The organism is Acidovorax sp. Root70, assembly GCF_001428225.1.
Classification (GTDB): Bacteria; Pseudomonadota; Gammaproteobacteria; order Burkholderiales; family Burkholderiaceae_C; genus Acidovorax.
In genome coordinates this window covers 246,059-265,098 of sequence record NZ_LMHQ01000027.1, presented here as the reverse complement: position 1 = coordinate 265,098, position 19,040 = coordinate 246,059, and the positions used below count along the sequence as shown (strand labels likewise).

Here is a 19,040-nt window from a genome sequence, read left to right as displayed (position 1 = left end):
AGCGCACCCCGGGCGCTGCCCCTCCCTCCCTCTCTCTTTTTATGAATCAGTGCCGCGTTTCAGGCTGCAGCGGCCTGGAGCTTGTCGTCCGTGCGGCGCAGGGTGCGATTTACCCAGGCCCCGCCGGCGCCCGCCAGCGTCAGCAGGATCGCCAAGATCCACATGCCAGCACCGCTGAGCGATTGCGCACTGGACTGAGCTTCCGCAAGCAGCCGCTGGCGGGTGGTTTCGTACGCGATGATGGGTTGACCATTGGTAACAACTTCGTAGGTGATGTTGCTGTCATCGCCGTCAAACAGCGCCGAGATCTTTTCGTCGATGAGGTTGCCCACCAGCGTGGAGGGTGTGCTGTGGTCGATGCGCAGCTTGCGCTCAGCGCCACCTGCCTCCGGGGTGACTGTGACTTCGTAGTACTTCTGCGTGGCCCGGCGCTTGCGTTTGACGGTGATCTCGGCTGCGCTGGTGACTGTGCCTGACAGGGCCTCCAGTTGCTCGCGTGGTTTGTAGGCATGGTCGCCTTCGGCTTTCCAATGGCTCCACACCGACATGCCGATGAGTCCCGGGCCCGCGATCAGCAGCAGCCACGCGTAGCCCGTGGTGAATATCAGTATTTTTCGGACGAAACCTGGCACGAAACTCCCTCCCTCGTTGTTGCTGTGTTCTGGCCGCTGGCCCATCGAGGGGCTCTGTGGCGGACGGCGCTTCGTTGCAAGATGCAATCGATGAAACGCAGGGGGATGATCTGTGACTGCAGTGGCGTTCAGGTTTCAAAATGTAGTGTGTCGCGTGGATGCCGCAGTGCTGCCACCAGTGTGCTTGGCGGATTGCGTGGTCCTGGTGTAACCGGTGCTCGGCAAGCGGGTCGCGTTCTGCTGCTTGCCGCCCATGCCGTCAGGGGGCGATGGTGGCGATTGGGGGGCGACCCCAAAAAGAGCAGGGCCCCGTAGAGGGGCCCTGTCAGGAGCAGGCTCAGAACACCCTGGGTGCCTGCCCGCGCCGAGAAATCGAGACGCGCCGAATCGGATCGGCGATCAGAACGGAATATCGTCATCCATGTCGTCAAAGCCCGATGCGGCGCGGGGCGCCTGGGCCACAGGGGCAGGCGCGGGGCGTTGTGCTGGGGCTGCCATGGGGCGTGGCGCGGGCGCAGCACGGCGGGGCGCCTGGTCGTAGCCCCCTTGGTCGCCACCACCATAGCCACCGCCGTCGTCGTAGCCGCCACCTTGCTGGCCGCCACCCTGACCGCCCATGCCTTGGCGGCTGCCCAACATCTGCATCTGGTCGGCGCGGATCTCGGTGCTGTACTTTTCAACGCCGCTCTGGTCGGTCCATTTGCGAGTGCGCAGGCTGCCTTCCACATACACCTGCGAACCCTTGCGCAGGTATTGGCCGGCGATTTCGGCGAGGCGGCCGTTAAAGACCACGCGGTGCCACTCGGTGGCTTCCTTCATTTCGCCGGACTGTTTGTCTTTCCACTTGTCGGTGGTGGCAATCGTCACGTTGGCCACCTGGTCGCCACTGGGGAAAGTGCGCATTTCAGGGTCGCGGCCCAGGTTGCCGACGATGATGACTTTGTTTACGGATGCCATGGTGCTGTCTATGCCTTAAAGAGATGAAAGCGCCGGATTTGGGGAGAGATTCCAGGCGCCAAACGCGCCATTGTGCCGCAACCAAGGAGCAATGGAACCCCCGAAGGGGCCTCCGTACCTGGGGCTCAGTGCCCGCCGCGTCCTACCGGGCGCAACGGCCAGGTCAGCACCAACCACAGGGCCGTGAGCGCCGTGGTCACCGCAAACAGGCCCGGAGCGCCCGCCCACTTGACCAGCGCGCCACCCAGCGCACCGCCCGCAAACAGGCCCAGCGACTGCAGGGTGTTGTAACTGCCCAGTGCGGCGCCGCGCAGGTGGGCTGGTGCCATGCGCGACACCAGGCTGGGCTGGCTGGCCTCCAGCGCATTGAACCCGCAGAAAAAGACGAACAGCAGCGGCCCCAGTACCCACAGCGTGGCCGGCATGCCGCTGGCTGCCAGAAGGCCCAGCCCCGCCTGTACCACCAGCACCAGGGCGATGGCCCCGAGCAGCGCGGCGCGCAGGCGGCCCGCGCGTTCCAGCGCAAACAGGCCCCCCATGGCGGCAAACGACAGCACCACGGCGGGCAGGTACACCTGCCAGTGGTGGTCTTTGGTGAGGCCTGCCTGTACCAGCATGGCGGGCACGGCCACCCACATGGACAGCTGCACGGTGTGCAGCACAAACACGCCCAGGTTCAGACGCAGCAGATCAGGGTGGGCCCACACATCGGCCAGGCGGCCCCGGGGGGCGTTCTGGTGCTGCGCAGGCTCGGGCGGTACCCACCACACGACCACCGCCACACCCGCCAGTGCCAGTGCGCAGGTCAAGCCAAACAGCCCTGCCAGCCCAATGTGAGCAGTGAGCACGGGGGCCGCCACCAGCGCCACGGCAAACATCAGCCCAATGCTGCCACCCACCAGCGCCATGGCCTTGGTGCGCACGGCGTCGCGCGTCTGGTCGGCCAGCAGAGCGGTCACGGCGGCCGACACGGCCCCCGCCCCCTGCAGCGCCCGCCCGAGCAGCAGCCCGGACAGAGAATCCGCCAATGCGGCCAACAGGCTGCCTGCCGCAAACACCAGGAGGCCCAGAACGATCACGCGTTTGCGCCCAAACCGGTCGGATGCCATGCCCAGCGGCAGCTGCAGCACCGCCTGCGTCAGGCCGTAGATGCCCATGGCCAAGCCCACCAGTGCGGGGTCGTCGCCCCCAGGGTATTTGCGGGCCTCCAGGGCAAACACGGGCAACACGAGGAACAGGCCCAGCATGCGCAGCGCAAAGATCAGCGCCAGGCTGACGCTGGAGCGGCGCTCCAGGGCGGTCATGTGGGAGTCAAGGGCGGGTGGCCGCGTTGCGGCCGTGGCTGACAGGGGAGAAGAATCCGGCACGGTGGTGCGCTATGGCCCGGTAAAGCAAAAGCTGGATTTTCGCCCATTGGGCGCGGGCCCGCCGATTGGCGCACCGAGAAGGCGCGAAAGAGCCTGCCATGTCCACCTGTCCAGCGGCAACACACCTGTTCGCACGGCAAACACCTTCCGTAGCCCGGGCCATGGCTGCGTTGGACTCCGTGACGGTGTTGGTTATGGAGGCCCACACGCACAGTTCGGATTCACCCACGCGGATTTGGACGCTCGCGTTCTGAGCCGTGGCCTTGCTTGGAACGCCTGTCCATCCACAGCATCCGGGCTGCAAGTGCGGCCAACATGCCGAGTGCCCAGGGGTTGTCGATAGGGGTGGGAATGTGCGACCCATTGTGGGTTGTCGACGTGCTGGCGGGCTTGGACCCTGCCGCTGGGCCTGGGCGGGGCCTGCCCGCCGCCTGTGCACGGGGTGGGGACAGGGCGACCGTGGTTATTGTGGGAGGCTTCTGCGCGGGGTGGGTGGATCGGGGCGGTGGCATGGTTTCTGCGCTGGCGGACAAAGCCGCACCCAGCATCCATGCGCTTGCCCAGCCTTTGAGGGGCGCGCGCGCCACGGTGCAGATGGCCATAAGGTGCGGGCGCTGGCTGGGCAGAAAAAGGATGCTCGCTTGTGACATGGGGCAGGTCGGCGCACCCACAGCCTCCATGCGAAAAGCACGGCCGCACAGGGAGCGTGGCTCATCCTATGCCGCGCTTTGGACCGCAGCTTGCCTCTGCGTTTGCATTTTGTTGACCAGGTGTTCCAACCGCCCTGCCGTTGCTGCCTGCGTCCTGGACGTTGGGCTCGCCTGGTGAAGCTCTGAAGACGTCGGAAATGCCTTGCAGGGGCCAACCCCAGGTGGCGTACTTGGCAGATCTGCTCTGCGTCGCAGGGAGCCGACATGCCGTGCCGGTGCGCGCACCTCGGAGGGAGCAAGGTAAAGCGCCGTGCGTGAACCACGGGCGGTGATTCGCGGATAGGTGAATGTGACCATGGCGGCCGGACCCTCCCGTGCGCTTGGGTGGCTATGAGGGAAAAGGCCTGCTCCGGCAGCACGCATGGTGAGGCGGCACCCCCGGCCCATATTGCTCGTGGGGTGGCAGCTGGCGCCGCCGGTTCCTGATTTCAGCGCAGGACGATGGTTTTTGCTGTTCTGCAGGGCGTTGCGGGTAGGCCAGATAGGATGGGCCGCTCGGTCAGAAGGTGATAAGGAACAGTACCGCTGGCCTAGCCAAGCAACTCTCAGTCAGTGCCAACCAGTTGCCTGCAGCGCATACATTGGTTCTGCGGACAGCTATTTTTTTTTGACTGAGCCGATGTCCCAATCCGCCAAATAGGGGCAATACCAACAACAACGCCAATCCAGCCACCGCCCCGGGGCCCAGTACGGGCACGGACATCAGTCCAACCCCTCCACCTGCTCCGGCCAGCAGCACCGGCAGCCCGGGATCGGTGATCCGACCAGGCACAGCGTCGGTGTCGCCCAGACCGCCGTCGGTCAGCGTCAGCGTCACACTGCGCCGGTCGGGGGCAAACACCGCCGCGTTGCCGGGCAGCGCATACCAGTGGGGCTGGGCGCAGGCGGCACCGGCACAGTTCAGACCTGGGGGGCTGGGGCCGTATTTGAGGTAGACGGCACCTGCTGCCACGGGCTCGCTGTATTGCACCGTGAACTGGGCGCTGGAGCCAACGCCACCGCCGCTGAGCACCAGGCGCAATGCCCGGTGCTGCGTGCTCGCGCCGCTAGGCAGTGGCGCGGGCAACGTGGCATCGAACGCTGCGGCATCCAGGCCCCAGCCCTGGTTGGCGGCCGGGTCGGGCAACGTGAGGGATGCGCGCAGCCCCCCGACACCGGACATGGGCCAGGACGCGTTGCACTGGCGGGAGCTGGCCCCGCCGTTCTGGCCCGCGCAGGTCCAGGCAAAAGCTCCCGAGGCTGCGGCCACGCTGCCTGCCACACCGGCGCTGCACAGGCCGACCGTCGGCGGGGTGACGCGCTCCAGCCCGTCCGCCGCGCCGCAGGCGCCGTCGATGGCCGGCGCGGTGAAGGTGAAAGCCGTACCGTCCAGCATTGCCGTTCCGCTCTCTGCCACCACCTGCACAGAGGCAGAGCCTGCGGCATGGGCAGGGGTAACCGCGTCGATGCGGGTGTCGTCCACCACATTGAAACTGCGGGCCGCCACGCCGCCGAAGCTTACGCCTGTCGTACTCAGCAGGCCGCTGCCGCGTAGCGTTACTGGGGTGTCGCCAGTCGTTGGTCCAGTGGCAGGGCTGGCGCTGGCCAAGACCGGCGCTAGGGCATATAGGAAAAAGCCCTGGGCCGTGCCGAGGCTGGTCGTGATCTCCACGCCTCCCGATTGCAACGGCGCAGGGGGAGGAATGGCGGTCACCTGCGTGGCGCTGTCCACGGTGAAGGAGAGGGCCGGCTGGCCGGCAAAGCGCACCGCCGTGGTGCCCGTGAGGTTGGCGCCGGTTAGCACCACCGGCACCCCGCCTGCAGGGGGCTACGCTGGTGACGGTGGGCCGCAGTTCTGGCGGCACGGTGTAGGTGAAATAGCCGATGGGGTGCGGCATATGGGCAATGGGCGTGGCGACCTCGAACATCACCGTGAGGCCCGCGGCCTGGGGCGGCGCGACAGCGGTGATCTGCGTGTCGCTGTCCACCGTGAAGCTGGTGGCGGGCTGGCTCCCGAACAACACTGTCGAAGCACCGGTGAACCCGCTGCCGGTGATGGTGACCACCGTGCCGCCGAGCATTGAGCCTCCGCCGGGGCTCCAGTTGGTGATGTCCGGCTGGGGCACATAGGTGAAGTTGCCCGCCGCTGCCGTGCCTTGGGCGGTGACCAGTTCCACCGCAACGGTGCCCCGGGCGTGTGCTGGCGCCGCTGCCGTCCACGAACAGATTGGTGGCGTCCACGCCGTCAAAGCGCACGGCCGAGGTGCTGCCCAGGTTGGTGCCGGTGAAGACCACCTGGGTCCAGCCCATGGTCAGGCCCTCGGTGGGCGCTACGCTGGTAACGGCAGGCAGGGTGCTGGCCAGCAGCGGACAGCACAGCACGGCCACGAGCACAGCCGCAGCCAGATGGCGAATGAAATGCATGGGGTCGCGCGCAATAGTGTGAACAGGCGTTGGCCCATGCTAGGCGCCGCCGGCAGGTTGGCTTGACTGGGCGTTTTGGCGTTCTTGACTACCCGTTCCAGACGGTGCCCGCTGCGCAGCCTAAACCTGCAGCGCGCGCACCCAGTCTGCGTACTCGGCCGTCGAACGGCCCACATTGCCGGCGGCGCCGGCCGCTCCGACCGATGTGCCAGCGGCCATGGCCCGCACATCGCTGGGCGTGAGACCGAAGGCCGCTCGGAAAGTGCGGCTGAAATGCGCCTCGCTCAGGAACCCGTTGCGCGCGGCCACCTCGGCCACCCGCAGGCGCCGGTTGGCCGGGCTGGCCAGGGCATGGAAGGCGCGCAGCAGGCGGCGCTGCTGCACATAGTGCGCCACGCCGCCCAGCGGCTCGAACAGGCGGTACAGCATGCTGCGCGAGATGCCGAAGCGGTGGCACAGCACGTCGGGCCCAAGTGGTGTGGCCAGGTTCTGCGCGATGTGGCGCTGGATGCGCTCCAGCGTCACACCCTGCACTTCGGCGCGTGCCTGGGCCAGGGTATGGCGGCTGGGCCGCAGGCAGGCCGCGAGCATCTGGGTAGTGGCCTGCACCACGGCAGGCGCTTCAGCGAGCGTGATGTCCGGCAGGCGGTGATGCAGGGACCGCAGATAGTCGCTGAGCAGCCCGCCCAGCGCGGTGCCCTGGCGCAGCACGGTGCCGTGCAGGTTCGCGTCGCGCTTGCCGAAGGACTCGGCGGCGATCTCGCGCGGCACGACGAGCGACAACACATGTGACGGCTGGGCATAGGTGCGCTGCGTGCGCCCCAGGTCGAACACGGTGATGTCGCCCGCATGCACCGCCATGTCGGCACGGTCGTCGTGTTGACCCACGAAACCCCCGCTCCGGTACCACTGCACCAGATAGTGGTCGACCCCGTCGCGCGCCACGCGCGGCGAACCGCGTGAGAATTGCTGCGGGCCAAAATGCAGGTCGCCCACCAGCAGCGCGCCCAGGTGGCTGGCGGTGACCGAGGCCTGGAAGTCACCGGGCGGCTCGCGCCCCATGGGAGCGACGTCGAAGATCACTGAAATGCTGCTGCGCCAGGCCTCAAAGCGCTCCTCGGCCGCCAGGTGGTTGGTGGCGAAGACAGTGGAAGGCAATGTTGCGGTGGATGGCATTGCGGCCCCGGCGTTCAGATGCGCAGGTGCCGACGCCGTACACCCAGCCAGGCCATGATCGCAACCAGCACACCCAGGGCCCAGGGGTTGTCCACGGGAATGGTCGCAGCGCCAACGCTCACGAAAAACGCGGGGGCGAAGGGATCACGGATGCTTCCGACTGCACCGTCCGCATCGCCGATGCCGTTGTCAGTCACGGTGTAGGTCACGGTCCGCCGGTCCGGGCTGAGGGTGGCTCCTGTCCAGGCGAACCAGGTGGAAGTCGGTGCTCCCGCCGTGGCCGGGCCGTACTTCCAGAACTGAATGCCTGCGGGCAGCGCCGAAGGGTACTGCAACGTGATGGTCGCACCGCCAACGGCACACCCTGTCGCCTGAAACTGAAAGGCCCCATGGGGCACCGACACTCCGGCCGGCATGCCCGTGGGCACCATGAAACTGGTGGCACCGGGCGCGAATGTGCAGGTGGCGGCACCCGACAGCGTTGCGGTCACGACACCTGCCATCCCTGCCACGGAACCAGAGGCGGACAGAACTGGGTTGACGGCAAAGCTGCGGGAGACCTGGGTAGCGGGAAGGTGGCTGCTGTCGCCCGCCTGGTCGGCATTGATCGTGCAGGAGCCCGCCGTTACAAAGGTCAGTGCACCGCCCGTGGTGATGGTGCACACCCCAGTCGTGGACGACGTGAAAGTGGGTGTCAAACCTGAATCCGAGGTGGCAGTGAGCGTAGGACTGGTGCCGAAGTTTTGCGCGCCAGGGTTGGCGAACGTGATCGTCTGCCCGCCTTTGGGCGTGACGGAATTGGAGCTGGACGATGCCGGGCCCGTGCCCGCAAAATTGTCCGCCGTGACGGTGAAGGTGTAGGCCGTACCGTTGGTGAGACCCGTGACCACGATGGGCGAGCCCGCTCCATTGACAGGCGCAACATCCGCAGGGCTGACCGTGACGGTATAGCTGGTGATGCTTGTCCCGCCGGTGTTGGCGGGCGCAGTGAAGCTCACCGAGGCCTGTGTGTCGCCCGCCGTGGCGGTGCCGATGGTCGGCGCGCCGGGGACCACGGCGTTGACGATGAATGTTCGGCTCACTTGCGTGGCTGGCAAATAGCTGCTGTTGCCCGCCTGGTCGGCGTTGATGGTGCAATTGCCCGCCGTGACGAACGTCAGCACGCCGCCGGGCGTGACGGTGCACACGCCTGTCGTGGAAGAGGTAAAGCCCACCACCAGCCCAGAAGTGGACGATGCACCACCATTCAAGACGCTCAGGTTCGGGCTGGTGCCGAAGTTTTGCGCGCCAGGGTTGGCGAACGTGATCATCTGCGCGCCTTTGGGCGTGACGGAATTGGAGTTGGCGGACGCTCCCCCCGTACCCGCGCTGTTGGTGGCCGTAACGGTAAAGGTGTAAGCCGTTCCATTGGTCAGGGATGCCACGGTGATGGAGCAAGCAGCGGGCCCTGCGCAGGTGCCGGTCTTGCCGTCCGGACTGGAGGTAGCGGTGTAGGTGGTGATGGGCGAGCCGCCATTGCTGACAGGTGCTGTGAACGTGACGGTGGCCTGCGCGTTGCCCGCTGTGGCGGTGCCGATGGTGGGTGCGCTCGGCATAACGGCATTCACCATGAACGAGCGCGTCACGGTGGTGGCTGCATTGGTGGATGCATTGCCCGCCTGGTCGGCATCGATGGTGCAGATGCCGGCGGCGGCGAATGTCAGCGCGCCACCGGTGGTGATGGTGCACACGCCCGTGGTGGATGAAGTGAACGACACGGTCAGGCCTGAACTGGACGTGGCGTTCAATGTCGGCGTGGCGCCAAAGTTGTAGCTGATGGGTTGCGCGAACGTGATGATCTGGTTGGCCTTGGGCGTGACCGAATTGGACGCCCCTGAGGCCGAGCTGGTGCCCACGCCATTGGTGGCCGTCACCGTGAAGGTGTAGGCCTGCCCGTTGGTCAGCGACCCCACGGTGATGGCGCAGGCAGTGGGCCCGGCGCAGGTGCCGGTCTTGCCGTCCGGACTGGAGGTGGCGGTGTAGGTGGTGATGGGCGATCCGCCATTGCTGACGGGTGCTGTGAATGTGACGCTGGCCTGCGTATCGCCTGCTGTGGCGGTGCCGATGGTGGGGGCTCCGGGGGCCACGGCCTGCACCGTCACCGTGATAGTGCGTACGTCGCCATCGGAGCCGTCGCTCACCCGCACTGCAAAACTGTCATTGCCGCTGTAGTTGGTTGCGGGGGTGTAAGTGATGGTGCCAGAAGGTGCAATGTCGGTTCCTCCCGAGGGAGTCGCTGTGCCGCTGATGGTGAGCGTTCCGTGCACCGGTGACGTCTGCACGGACCATATCTCTGTCTGGCCCGTGTCGGTATCGCTCACGTGCAGCAATGACTTGATGTCGGTAGAGGCCGCGTTCGCGCTGACCGTAATCGTTGTCGTGGCACCAACGAAGCTGGGCGCGACGTTGGTCATTGTGGTGGTCACCTTGGTGGTGCTGTTGCTGGTGCCGACATCGGTGCCGTCGTCAGGGACCAGCGTGAACGTGGTGGTCACCGTGCTCCCTGTTGGCCCTTGCTGGTAGGTGGGCGTAAATACCAGACCCCGCAGGTTGCTGGTCACTGTGGCTGGTGTCTGGGCTGTCAAGACATAGCTGCCCGCGCTGCCCGTGAGCCCTGTGCCCGAGAGCGTGCCATTGGCTGCTGTGTAGCTGATTTGTACCGAGACTGCGTCGCCATTCGCGTCCGAGACGGTGATGCCCGCGAACGGTGCAATCGTGGCGTTGTCGTTGACTGCTCCGTTTGTCATGAAGCCGCCACTCAGGCTGGGGCGGGTATTGGTGGTGACGTTGGCACTGCTGGAATAGGCGCTATAGCCGTTCGCATTTCCGGCGGATACACGGTAGTAGTAGGTGGTGGCTTGAGCAAGGCCCGAAACGAGGGCTGGCGAGTCGCCGACGCTGGCCGGGTTGTAGCCCGCGATGCAAGAAGTAAACCCTGCGTCTGTACATACCTGCAAGCGGTACGCATCTGCGCCGGTGGCGCCATTCCAGTTGGCTGTGAAGCGATCGGCGCGCACATTGGTGCCCGCCTGTAGGGTGGGCGCTGCGGGTACTGTGGTGGTGCTCACCGTGGCCGATGGGACGCTGTCACCGCCGCCGTTGTACGAGCGCACACGGAAATAGTAGGTCGTGCCAGCGTTGCTGAGACCCGTGACCGTGGCGCTGGTCGGAGGCGTGGGCGACGCTGTGATCACCAGCCCGTTATAGCCTGGGTGGAAGGTTGTGAACGCGGCATCGGTCGCTACATCGAGTTTGTAGCCCACCACGCCGGCCACCCCGGACCAATATACGGTAGTGCTCCCACCGGAGATGTAGGGCTGTACACCAGAATTCAGCGGGCCGATCGTAGGCGCATCAGGTGCTGGCACCGTCACGCCCTGCTGTACGTTGATCTTGCCGCAGGCCGAGTTGGTGCTGTTGTAGCCCGTGCCGGTGACAGGCGTGCTGGCCGAGGAAAGCGCGTAGAAAGCAATGGTGCTGTTGTTGAGGTCCGTACTGCCGAGCGAATTGCTGACGACCCAGTTGTCCTGTCCGAAGACGGATGCACGGTACAGGTACCAGCCGTTTCCGTCATAGCGGGGCGCTCCGTTGAGCGTACCGTTTTCGTTGTAGTTACCGACGATAGCGGGTGGCCAGGCATTCTGGCAGCCGTTTGCTGCGCCACCATCCTGTACGGCGTAATTGACAGCGTGCGACGTTCCAGCCAAGAGCAGGCCCAAGGCTGCGCCCAGAATCCATTTCATTGTTTCCTCCCGAAGACCCGCGTTCGGCATCGCCGAGGTCGTTGCGTCGGGCGAAATGCATCCAAGGCGTGACTGGATATTGATTAAACCGGTGATGTTAACAATTGATCAAGGTTATAGGGGTAGCTGTAGCAAGCCGGGATGGAGGGCGCAGCGCTTCGTCATAAGAGTGAGGCTCCGGCTCAGAGGCTCTCGCCTATCATGGTGGGTTTTCCCGCACCGAGCCCGCCCGTGACCCCTCCCCCCGTTGCCGACGACCGATCCGCCGATGGTGTCTACCTCGCCCGCGCCCTGCGCGAGCAGCGCATCAGCATCCGTGGCGCGCGCACGCACAACCTCAAGAACATCGACCTGGACATTCCGCGCAACCAGCTGGTGGTGATTACGGGGTTGTCGGGTTCGGGCAAGTCGAGCCTGGCGTTTGACACGCTGTATGCCGAAGGCCAGCGGCGCTATGTGGAGAGCCTGTCGGCTTATGCGCGGCAATTTCTCGGGAGGCTGGACAAGCCCGATGTGGACCTGATCGAGGGACTGTCGCCCGCCATCAGCATCGAGCAGAAGGCCACCAGCCACAACCCGCGCTCCACCGTGGGCACGGTGACCGAGATCCACGACTACCTGCGCCTGCTGTACGCCCGCGCGGGCACCCCGTTCTGCCCGGACCACGGCCTGCCGCTGGCGGCGCAGACGGTGAGCCAGATGGTGGACGCCGTGCTGGCGCTGCCCGAGGACACCAAGCTCATGATCCTCGCCCCTGTGGCGCGCGAGAAGAAGGGCGAGTTCACCGAGCTGTTTGCGCAGATGCAGGCGCTGGGCTATATCCGCTTCCGCGTGGATGGCCAGATCTACGAACACGAGAACCTGCCCGCACTCAAGAAAACCGAGAAGCACGACATTGACGTGGTGATCGACCGCATCAAGGTGCGGGCCGACCTGCAGCAGCGCCTGGCAGAGAGCATCGAGGCCGCCCTGCGCGTGGGCGGCCATGACGGCAATGGTCGCGTGTTGGCGCTGGAGATGGACACGGGGCAGGAGCACCTGTTCAGCAGCAAGTTCGCGTGCCCGGTGTGCAGCTATTCGCTGGCCGAGCTGGAGCCGCGCCTGTTCTCTTTCAACTCGCCCATGGGCGCCTGCCCCGCCTGCGACGGCATTGGCCAGCGTGAGGTGTTCGACCCGGCGCGTGTGGTCGCCTTCCCCACGCTGAGCCTGGCCAGCGGCGCCATCAAGGGCTGGGACCGGCGCAACGGCTACTACTTTGCGATGATGGAGAGCTTGGCCCGGCACTATGTGTTCGACATCGAGGCGCCGTTTGAGTCGCTGCCTGCGCCGGTGCAGCACGCCATCCTGCACGGCTCGGGCGAGGAAGAAATCGCCTTCAGCTACATCATGGACAGCGGGGCCTCCAAGGGCAAGGTGCACACCAAAAAGCACCCGTTCGAGGGCATCCTGCCCAACATGGCGCGCCGCTACCGCGAGACCGACTCGGTGGTGGTGCGCGAGGACCTGGCGCGCTTCCGCAGTACCCAGCCCTGCCCCGAGTGCCACGGCGTGCGCCTGCGCCGCGAGGCCCGCCATGTGAAGGTGGGCGAGGGCGAACAGGCCCGCGCCATCTACGAAGTGAGCCACGCCACGCTGAGCGATGCCCACGCGTGGTTCCGCGCCCTGCAGCTCACCGGCGCCAAGGCCGAGATTGCCGACAAGGTGGTGCGCGAGATCGCCACGCGCCTGCAGTTTTTGAACGACGTGGGCCTGAGCTATCTGAGCCTGGACCGCAGCGCCGAGACGCTCTCCGGCGGCGAGGCGCAGCGCATCCGCCTGGCGTCGCAAATCGGCTCGGGCCTGACGGGCGTGATGTATGTGCTGGACGAGCCCAGCATCGGCCTGCACCAGCGCGATAACGACCGGCTGATTGCCACGCTGCAGCACCTGCGCGACATTGGCAACAGCGTGATCGTGGTCGAGCACGACGAGGACATGATGCGCGCCGCCGACCATGTGATCGACATGGGGCCCGGCGCGGGCGTGCACGGCGGGCGGGTGATGGCGCAGGGCACGTATGACGAAGTGCGCGCCAATGCCCAGTCGCTCACCGGCCAGTACCTGTCGGGCACGCGCACCATTGCCGTGCCCCAGCGCCGCACGCCGTGGCTGCCCGTGCTGGACCAGCCCGCGCCCGTGGTCGAGGCCAAGGCCAAATCGCGCTTTCCGCAGACCGAGGCCAGCAAGCGCCGCGCCGAGCGCATGGCCGAGCACCACGCACGCCAAGGCGCCGTGCAGGCGCTGCGCGTGGTGGGGGCCACGGGCAACAACCTCAAGGGCGTGACGGTGGACTTCCCCGTGGGCCTGCTCACCTGCGTGACAGGGGTCTCGGGCTCGGGCAAGAGCACGCTGGTCAACGACACGCTGTACGCCGCCGTGGCGCGGCAGGTGCACCGTGCGCACGAAGAACCCGCCGCGCACGAAGAGATCGTCGGCATCGAGTACTTCGACAAGGTCATCAACGTGGACCAGAGCCCTATTGGCCGCACGCCGCGCAGCAACCCCGCCACCTACACGGGCCTGTTCACCCCCATCCGCGAACTCATGGCCGAGACCAACACTGCCAAAGAACGTGGCTATGGTCCGGGGCGCTTCAGCTTCAACGTGTCGCAGTCGTCCGGCGGCGGCCGTTGCGAGGCCTGCCAGGGCGACGGCGTGGTGAAGGTGGAGATGCACTTTCTGCCCGACGTGTACGTGCCCTGCGACATCTGCCACGGCCAGCGCTACAACCGCGAAACGCTCGAAGTGCAGTGGAAGGGCAAGAACATCGCGCAGATCCTGGAGCTGACGGTGGAAGACGCGGCGGCGTACTTCAAGGACGTGCCCACCATCGCCCGCAAGCTGCAGACGCTGCTGGACGTGGGTTTGAGCTACATCCGCCTGGGCCAGGCGGCGACCACGCTGTCGGGCGGCGAGGCGCAGCGTGTGAAGCTGGCGCAGGAGCTGAGCAAGCGAGACACCGGCCGCACGCTGTACATTCTGGACGAGCCCACCACCGGCCTGCACTTTGCGGACATCGACCTGCTGCTCAAGGTACTGCACCAGCTGCGCGATGCGGGCAACACCATCGTGATCATTGAGCACAACCTCGACGTGATCAAAACGGCTGACTGGCTCATCGACATGGGCCCCGAGGGCGGTGCGGGCGGGGGCACCGTGGTGGGGGTGGGCACGCCCGAAGAGCTGGCGGCCAACCCGGCCAGCCACACGGGGCGGTATCTGGCACCTTATCTGAGAAAAACGTCGGGCTGAGCGCAGGGTGCCTAGCGTCTGTACTCAGGGCGCCTTGGTCACAAACGCCACGGTCAGCCCCTTGGCCGTCACGGTGATGGGCCCTGGCTGCAGGCCCAGGCCGTCAAACACTGCCGTGTCTTGCGGGCGCAGCTGGTGCAGCGTGACCTCGCGCAGCGACTGCTCGGCCAGCTGCGGGCCGTAGGCATTGAGCAGCTCGGTCACCGCCGGGCGCAGGCTGGGAAACTCCATGCGACCCAGCTGGATCTGGTGGGCGCGCAGCGTGCGGTCGCTGGCCTCGTAGCGCAGCGCAAATTCCACATCCAGACTGCCGGGGTAGCTGCGTCGCAAAGCCGGGCCGGCCACGTCGAGCGCCATGGCCGCGCCGAGGCGGTTCACCTCGGGCAGCAGGCGCAGGTGCGGCGTCTGCACGGTCAGGTTGAACAGGCCCTGCACTGGCACGCTGCGGGGAAATTTGGGGTCCACCATGGCCTGCAGCTGGGCCAGGGGCACGGTGTAGCTGGGCTGGGCCTGTGCGCCCCGCGCCGCCAGCAGCGCCACGCCGCCCAGGGCGAGGCCACGGGTCGTAGCGGTCAGGAATCGTCTGCGATGCAGCATGGGTGCTCTCCGTCAAAACCGGTGTGACACCGGGGGCGCAAAAAGGTGCCCGTGCGCTGGTTATAGCCCTCGCGCAGGTGAATATGCGCTCTACAGGGCGGTAGCGCTAGTGCCATATACCTGTGTAGCTATCAAAACAGGTGCATTGGCTGGCAGGGAGATGGCGCGCTGGCAACCAGGTGGTCTGCCCGCGTGGCGGCTTTGGCACCGGGGCATGGGTTGTGCTCAGCGCCCCACCACCGACCAGCCTGCCCGCTGGTTGTTCTTGTCGTTCTCGTACTCCCACGCGGTGCCGCAGCGGTCGCACACGTAGCGGGTGATGGTGACGGTGCCCTCTTCGCGGTCTTCCTTGCGGTTGCCGCGCTGCACCAGTTCGGCGTGGCCAGGGGCCTTGCGCCAGTTGCGCTGGATGCCCTGGCAGGGCTCGCACAGCACCATGGGCTGGAGTTCACGCTGGCGGGCCAGGTCTTTGGTCATGGGAGCTCTTTCGTTTCGGGTGATCAAGGGAATAGCGCGCCTTCAGCCCCAGGGCCTTGGTGCGCGAGGAACGACTGTAGTGCGAACCGGGGCGCCCGGGCCCGCAAGGGGTGGGGGTGGGTCGGCCGGGGCGTGGAACCCAAAGGCGCTGTGCGGGGCGCGATTGTGCCGCATGCCGCGCGTGGACTAGCATCCGGGCATGTCCCCGTCCCCTCCCTCGCTGCCCGAGCTGTCGCTCGTGCCGGCGCTCATCGACTTCAGTGCCCCCGCCCCCGCGGTGGCGCAGCGCTTGATCGGCGTGACGCTGTGGGTGGACGGCGTGGGCGGCCGCATCGTGGAGACCGAGGCCTACGACCAGGCCGATGCCGCATCGCACACCTACAGCGGCCCCACGGCGCGCAATGCCGCGATGTTCGGCCCGCCCGGTCGGGCATACGTGTACCGCTCGTATGGGCTGCACTGGTGCATCAACACCGTGTGCCGCGAGGCCGGGCACGGCGCAGGCGTGCTGCTGCGGGCCCTGGAACCCACCCACGGGCTGGACGTGATGCGCGCACGGCGTGGTGGCATGCAAGACGCCAGGCTACTGTGCGCCGGGCCCGGCCGGCTGGCGCAGGCACTGGGCATTGACGCCAGCTTCAACCACCTGCCGCTGAACGCGCCCCCCTTTGCGCTGCTGGAGCCCGCGCCCGAGCATCGCCGCGCGCTGCCAGTGGTGGCCGGGCCCCGCATCGGCATCAGCAAGGCGGTGGACATGCCCTGGCGGTTCGGGTTGCAGGGTTCGCGTTACCTGAGCCGGGGCTTTGCACCGGCGGATGCGGCGCAATCGCAGCGCGGGGGCTGACCGCGGGCGTGGTGAGCAGGCTGGCCCGCACGGGCAACGGCCACCGGTGCGAACCGGCTCAGGGGGGCGTGACCAGGGCGCGCAGCCGCAGGTGCGTGGCATCGTCCGCAGCCACTGGCAACTGGTGCTTGGCCTGCAGGTAGTGGTGGGTGAACACGTCCAGGTACGCCTCCAGCGCCTGCGCGGCTTGCAGCTCGCCCGCCAGCTCCAGGCACAGCGCGCCGACCTCGGAGGTGCAGAAGTGGTCCATGCGCGTGGACCGGCGCAGGTGGTAGCGCGAGAGCTGCTCGGGCTGCAGGCTCAGCACGGGCAGGTGGTTGAGGTAGGGGCTCTTGCGGAACATCTTGCGCGCCTCGGGCCAGGTGGCGTCGAGCAGCACGAACAATGGGCGTTTGCCCTCGACCGTGGCCACCTGCGTGACGACGCGCTCGGGCGCCACGAACTCGCCGGGGAACACTACATACGGCTGCCATTGCGGGTCGGCCAGCAGTGCCAGCAGGTCGGGGTGCACCTCGGTGCGCGCCCAGCCAAAGGCATAGGTGTCGGCCACCACATCGGCAATCAGCCAGCCGGTGTTGCTGGGCTTGAGGGGCTCGATGTCGGCCATCAGCAGGCACATGCCCGCGCGCGTGGGCAGCGCAGGCCGCAGCGCGCAGATGCAGTGGCTGGGCACCAGGCGGCAGCCCGCGCAGCGCTCACCCTTGGGGCCGCCCCGCGCCAGGAAGGGTTTGGCGCTGCGGGCCAGGCGCTCGGCGCGCAGGCGGGCTACCGCATGGGGGGCCGGGGGCGTGGAGTCGTTCACTGGCCGCCCGCCTGCTCCAGCGCAAACAGCGGCACCTCCGCCTTGCGGCTGAGCCACACGCCGCCGCCCAGCTCAATGGCGCCCTCTTGCAGCCCGCGCCGGTAGAGATCAGCCCGGTGGCGGAACACGCGGTTGTCGGTGATGTCCTCGTCGATGATGTCGCGCTCGAAGTCCTCGCGCGAGACCGCTTCGACGTACAGCGCGCCCCGGCTCAGGCGGCCCAGGTTGTGCAGGGCGGCCTTCAGGTCGGGCGGGCTCAGGTAGGGCAACACCCCCTGGCAGATCACAAAGTCGAACGGCTCGCTCGCCGCATAGTCCACCACCGATCCCTGCTGCCACCCAAAGCGCTCACACAGGTAGGGGCTGAACTCCACGCCCTGGTAACTGGCGGCGGGAAAGTGCTGCGCCATGATGTCTTTCCACAGCCCGATGCCGCAGCCCACGTCGAGCACGCGGCGCACCGGTACACGCAGGTACTTGAGGTAGCTGCACACGAAGGTGCCCAGGCGCTCCAAGTGCTGCGGGTCCACCACGCTGGTTTTCTTGTCGAAATAGAAGCGCTGGTAATAGGCCTCGTCGAAGGTGGTGGCACTGGCGGATTTCAATGGGCGGTCCTTGTGGCGGTGAAAGCAGCAAAGCGCCAGAGTATCCCGCACCCGGCCGGGTGCTTGGCGTGGGCGTGACGGCGGCTGCGGCGGGCGTGTAGTCTGTGGCCCATGGATTCGCTGATCTCCGCATCCGCCCGCGCACTGGCCGCCGGGGACCCGCTGGGCGCCCTCAAGCGCGTGGCCCTGCGCGACGACCCGCCCGCCCTGGCCTTGCGCGGCATTGCCATGGCGCAGCTGGGCGAGCACCCCCGTGCGCGCGACCTGCTGCGGCAGGCGGCGCGCGCCTTTGGCTCCCACGAAGCCCAGGCGCGTGCCCGCTGCGTGGTGGCCGAGGCCGAGGTGGCGCTGGCCATGCGCGACCTGGGCGGGTCACCCCGACCGCTGCTCGAGGCCTCCAACACGCTGCAAGCCCATGGCGACACTGCCAATGCCACACAGGCCCGGCTGATTGCGGCGCGGCGGCTGCTGCGCATCGGCCGGCTGGACGAAGCCGCTGCCGCCATGGCCTCTGTGGCTCCCGCCCCCGCAGCGGGCAACCTGCCCCCCGCCCTGCGGGCCATGACCGACCTGACCAGCGCCGAACTGGCACTGCGCTCGCTGCACATGGCCGCCGCCCGCGCGGCCCTGGACCGCGCGCAGGAGGCCGCCCAGCAAGCCCGCGTACCGGCCCTGCTGGCCGAGGTGGCGCAGGCGCACGCCCTGCTGGACCAGCCCGCTGCGCGCCGCGTGGGGGCGGGGGTGGACCAGCCGCTGCGCCTGTCAGAGGTGGCCGACCTGCTGGCGTCTGGCGCGCTGGTGGTGGACGCGTGCCGGCGCTGCGTGGGGGTGGGCGTTGACTTGTCCGCCGCAGACGCCACCGCCGTCTGGCAACCACTGGCACGCCGACCCATTCTGTTTGCCCTCGCCCGCGCGCTGGCGCAAGCCTGGCCCGGCGACGCAGACCGCGAGGCGCTGATCGCCGAGGCCTTTCGCACCCGTCACCCGGACGACACCCACCGCGCGCGGCTGCGGGTGGAAGTGGGGCGCCTGCGCGCGCTCCTGCGGCCGCTGGCGCGCATCGAGGCCACGGCGCGCGGCTTTGCGCTGCAGCCCTTGGACGGGCGGCCGGTGGTGGTGCTGGCGCCGCCCATCGATGGCGAGCAGGCAGCGTTGCTCGCGTTGCTGTCGGACGGTGCTGCCTGGTCCACATCGGCGCTAGCGCTGGCCGTGGATGCCAGCCAGCGCACCGTGCAGCGCGCGCTGGCCGAGCTGGAAGAACAAGGCCGGGTGCGCTCCATCGGCCGCGCCCGTGCGCAGCGCTGGCTGGCGCCGCCGCTGTCCGGATTCACGACGATCTTGTTACTCCCCGCTGCGCTGCCAATTGCATAAAGTGGACGCCAAGCCCCCACCGGGCC

General features: G+C 67.4%; 13 protein-coding genes and 2 pseudogenes. 3 read left to right on the top strand and 12 right to left on the bottom strand.

The genetic code is table 11. The features are described 5' to 3' along the window. Positions 1–59: 59 nt before the first annotated feature. The 8 genes and pseudogenes from ASD94_RS14435 to ASD94_RS14400 form a co-directional block, all read right to left on the bottom strand. On the bottom strand, positions 60–632 hold the full coding sequence (locus tag ASD94_RS14435) for a hypothetical protein (protein WP_056644175.1): 573 nt from the start codon (positions 630–632) through the stop codon (positions 60–62). A gap of 399 nt (positions 633–1,031) precedes the next feature. Then, positions 1,032–1,589: a single-stranded DNA-binding protein gene (gene ssb / locus ASD94_RS14430; RefSeq protein ID WP_056644053.1), complete on the bottom strand. Its 558-nt coding sequence runs from the start codon at positions 1,587–1,589 to the stop codon at positions 1,032–1,034. 125 nt (positions 1,590–1,714) lie between these two features. Beyond that, positions 1,715–2,893 carry an MFS transporter gene (locus tag ASD94_RS14425; RefSeq protein ID WP_056644051.1) on the bottom strand — a complete coding sequence of 393 codons (1,179 nt, stop codon included), beginning with the start codon at positions 2,891–2,893 and terminating at the stop codon, positions 1,715–1,717. A 1,272-nt stretch (positions 2,894–4,165) separates the two neighbouring features. Continuing rightward, complete coding sequence (locus ASD94_RS14415; protein ID WP_369818064.1) at positions 4,166–5,317, bottom strand: IPT/TIG domain-containing protein; 1,152 nt, start codon at positions 5,315–5,317, stop codon at positions 4,166–4,168. Next, positions 5,303–5,461, bottom strand: a pseudogene (locus ASD94_RS24310) (hypothetical protein); the annotation flags it as partial. The pseudogene ASD94_RS24310 and the gene ASD94_RS14415, both read right to left, overlap by 15 nt. 175 nt (positions 5,462–5,636) lie before the next feature. Continuing rightward, positions 5,637–5,726, bottom strand: a pseudogene (locus tag ASD94_RS23300) (IPT/TIG domain-containing protein); the annotation flags it as partial. A gap of 463 nt (positions 5,727–6,189) precedes the next feature. After that, entirely contained in the window at positions 6,190–7,245 is a 1,056-nt protein-coding gene (locus tag ASD94_RS14405) for a helix-turn-helix domain-containing protein (protein WP_056644044.1), read from the bottom strand. Positions 7,246–7,259: 14 nt separating this feature from the next. Continuing rightward, entirely contained in the window at positions 7,260–11,027 is a 3,768-nt protein-coding gene (locus ASD94_RS14400; RefSeq protein WP_056644042.1) for a fibronectin type III domain-containing protein, read from the bottom strand. Positions 11,028–11,228: 201 nt separating this feature from the next. Here ASD94_RS14400 and uvrA point away from each other — a divergent pair, with 201 nt between their 5' ends. Further along, positions 11,229–14,318 (top strand): excinuclease ABC subunit UvrA, encoded by a 3,090-nt coding sequence (gene uvrA, locus ASD94_RS14395; RefSeq protein WP_056644040.1) that lies wholly within the window; start codon positions 11,229–11,231, stop codon positions 14,316–14,318. Positions 14,319–14,342: 24 nt separating this feature from the next. Here uvrA and ASD94_RS14390 read toward each other — a convergent pair whose 3' ends face one another. Together ASD94_RS14390 and ASD94_RS14385 are read right to left on the bottom strand one after the other, a co-directional pair. Next, complete coding sequence (locus ASD94_RS14390) at positions 14,343–14,915, bottom strand: hypothetical protein (protein ID WP_056644038.1); 573 nt, start codon at positions 14,913–14,915, stop codon at positions 14,343–14,345. Between the two features lie 225 nt (positions 14,916–15,140). Next, positions 15,141–15,392, bottom strand: a complete 252-nt coding sequence (locus tag ASD94_RS14385; RefSeq protein WP_056644036.1) for a hypothetical protein — start codon at positions 15,390–15,392, stop codon at positions 15,141–15,143. Between the two features lie 199 nt (positions 15,393–15,591). Between ASD94_RS14385 and ASD94_RS14380 the strand changes: the two genes are divergently transcribed. Then, positions 15,592–16,236, top strand: a complete 645-nt coding sequence (locus ASD94_RS14380; RefSeq protein WP_056644034.1) for a DNA-3-methyladenine glycosylase — start codon at positions 15,592–15,594, stop codon at positions 16,234–16,236. Between the two features lie 58 nt (positions 16,237–16,294). Here ASD94_RS14380 and ASD94_RS14375 read toward each other — a convergent pair whose 3' ends face one another. Both ASD94_RS14375 and ASD94_RS14370 read right to left on the bottom strand, forming a co-directional pair. Beyond that, positions 16,295–17,038 (bottom strand): tRNA-uridine aminocarboxypropyltransferase, encoded by a 744-nt coding sequence (locus ASD94_RS14375; protein WP_056644033.1) that lies wholly within the window; start codon positions 17,036–17,038, stop codon positions 16,295–16,297. Continuing rightward, positions 17,035–17,643 carry a class I SAM-dependent methyltransferase gene (locus tag ASD94_RS14370; RefSeq protein ID WP_056644031.1) on the bottom strand — a complete coding sequence of 203 codons (609 nt, stop codon included), beginning with the start codon at positions 17,641–17,643 and terminating at the stop codon, positions 17,035–17,037. Before ASD94_RS14370 ends, ASD94_RS14375 begins: the two co-directional genes overlap by 4 nt. Before the next feature lie 111 nt (positions 17,644–17,754). On the opposite strand from ASD94_RS14370, the gene ASD94_RS14365 reads away from it, so the two are divergent. Then, positions 17,755–19,014, top strand: coding sequence for a hypothetical protein (locus ASD94_RS14365; protein ID WP_056644029.1), 1,260 nt, complete (start codon positions 17,755–17,757; stop codon positions 19,012–19,014). The last annotated feature ends 26 nt before the right edge of the window (positions 19,015–19,040 follow it).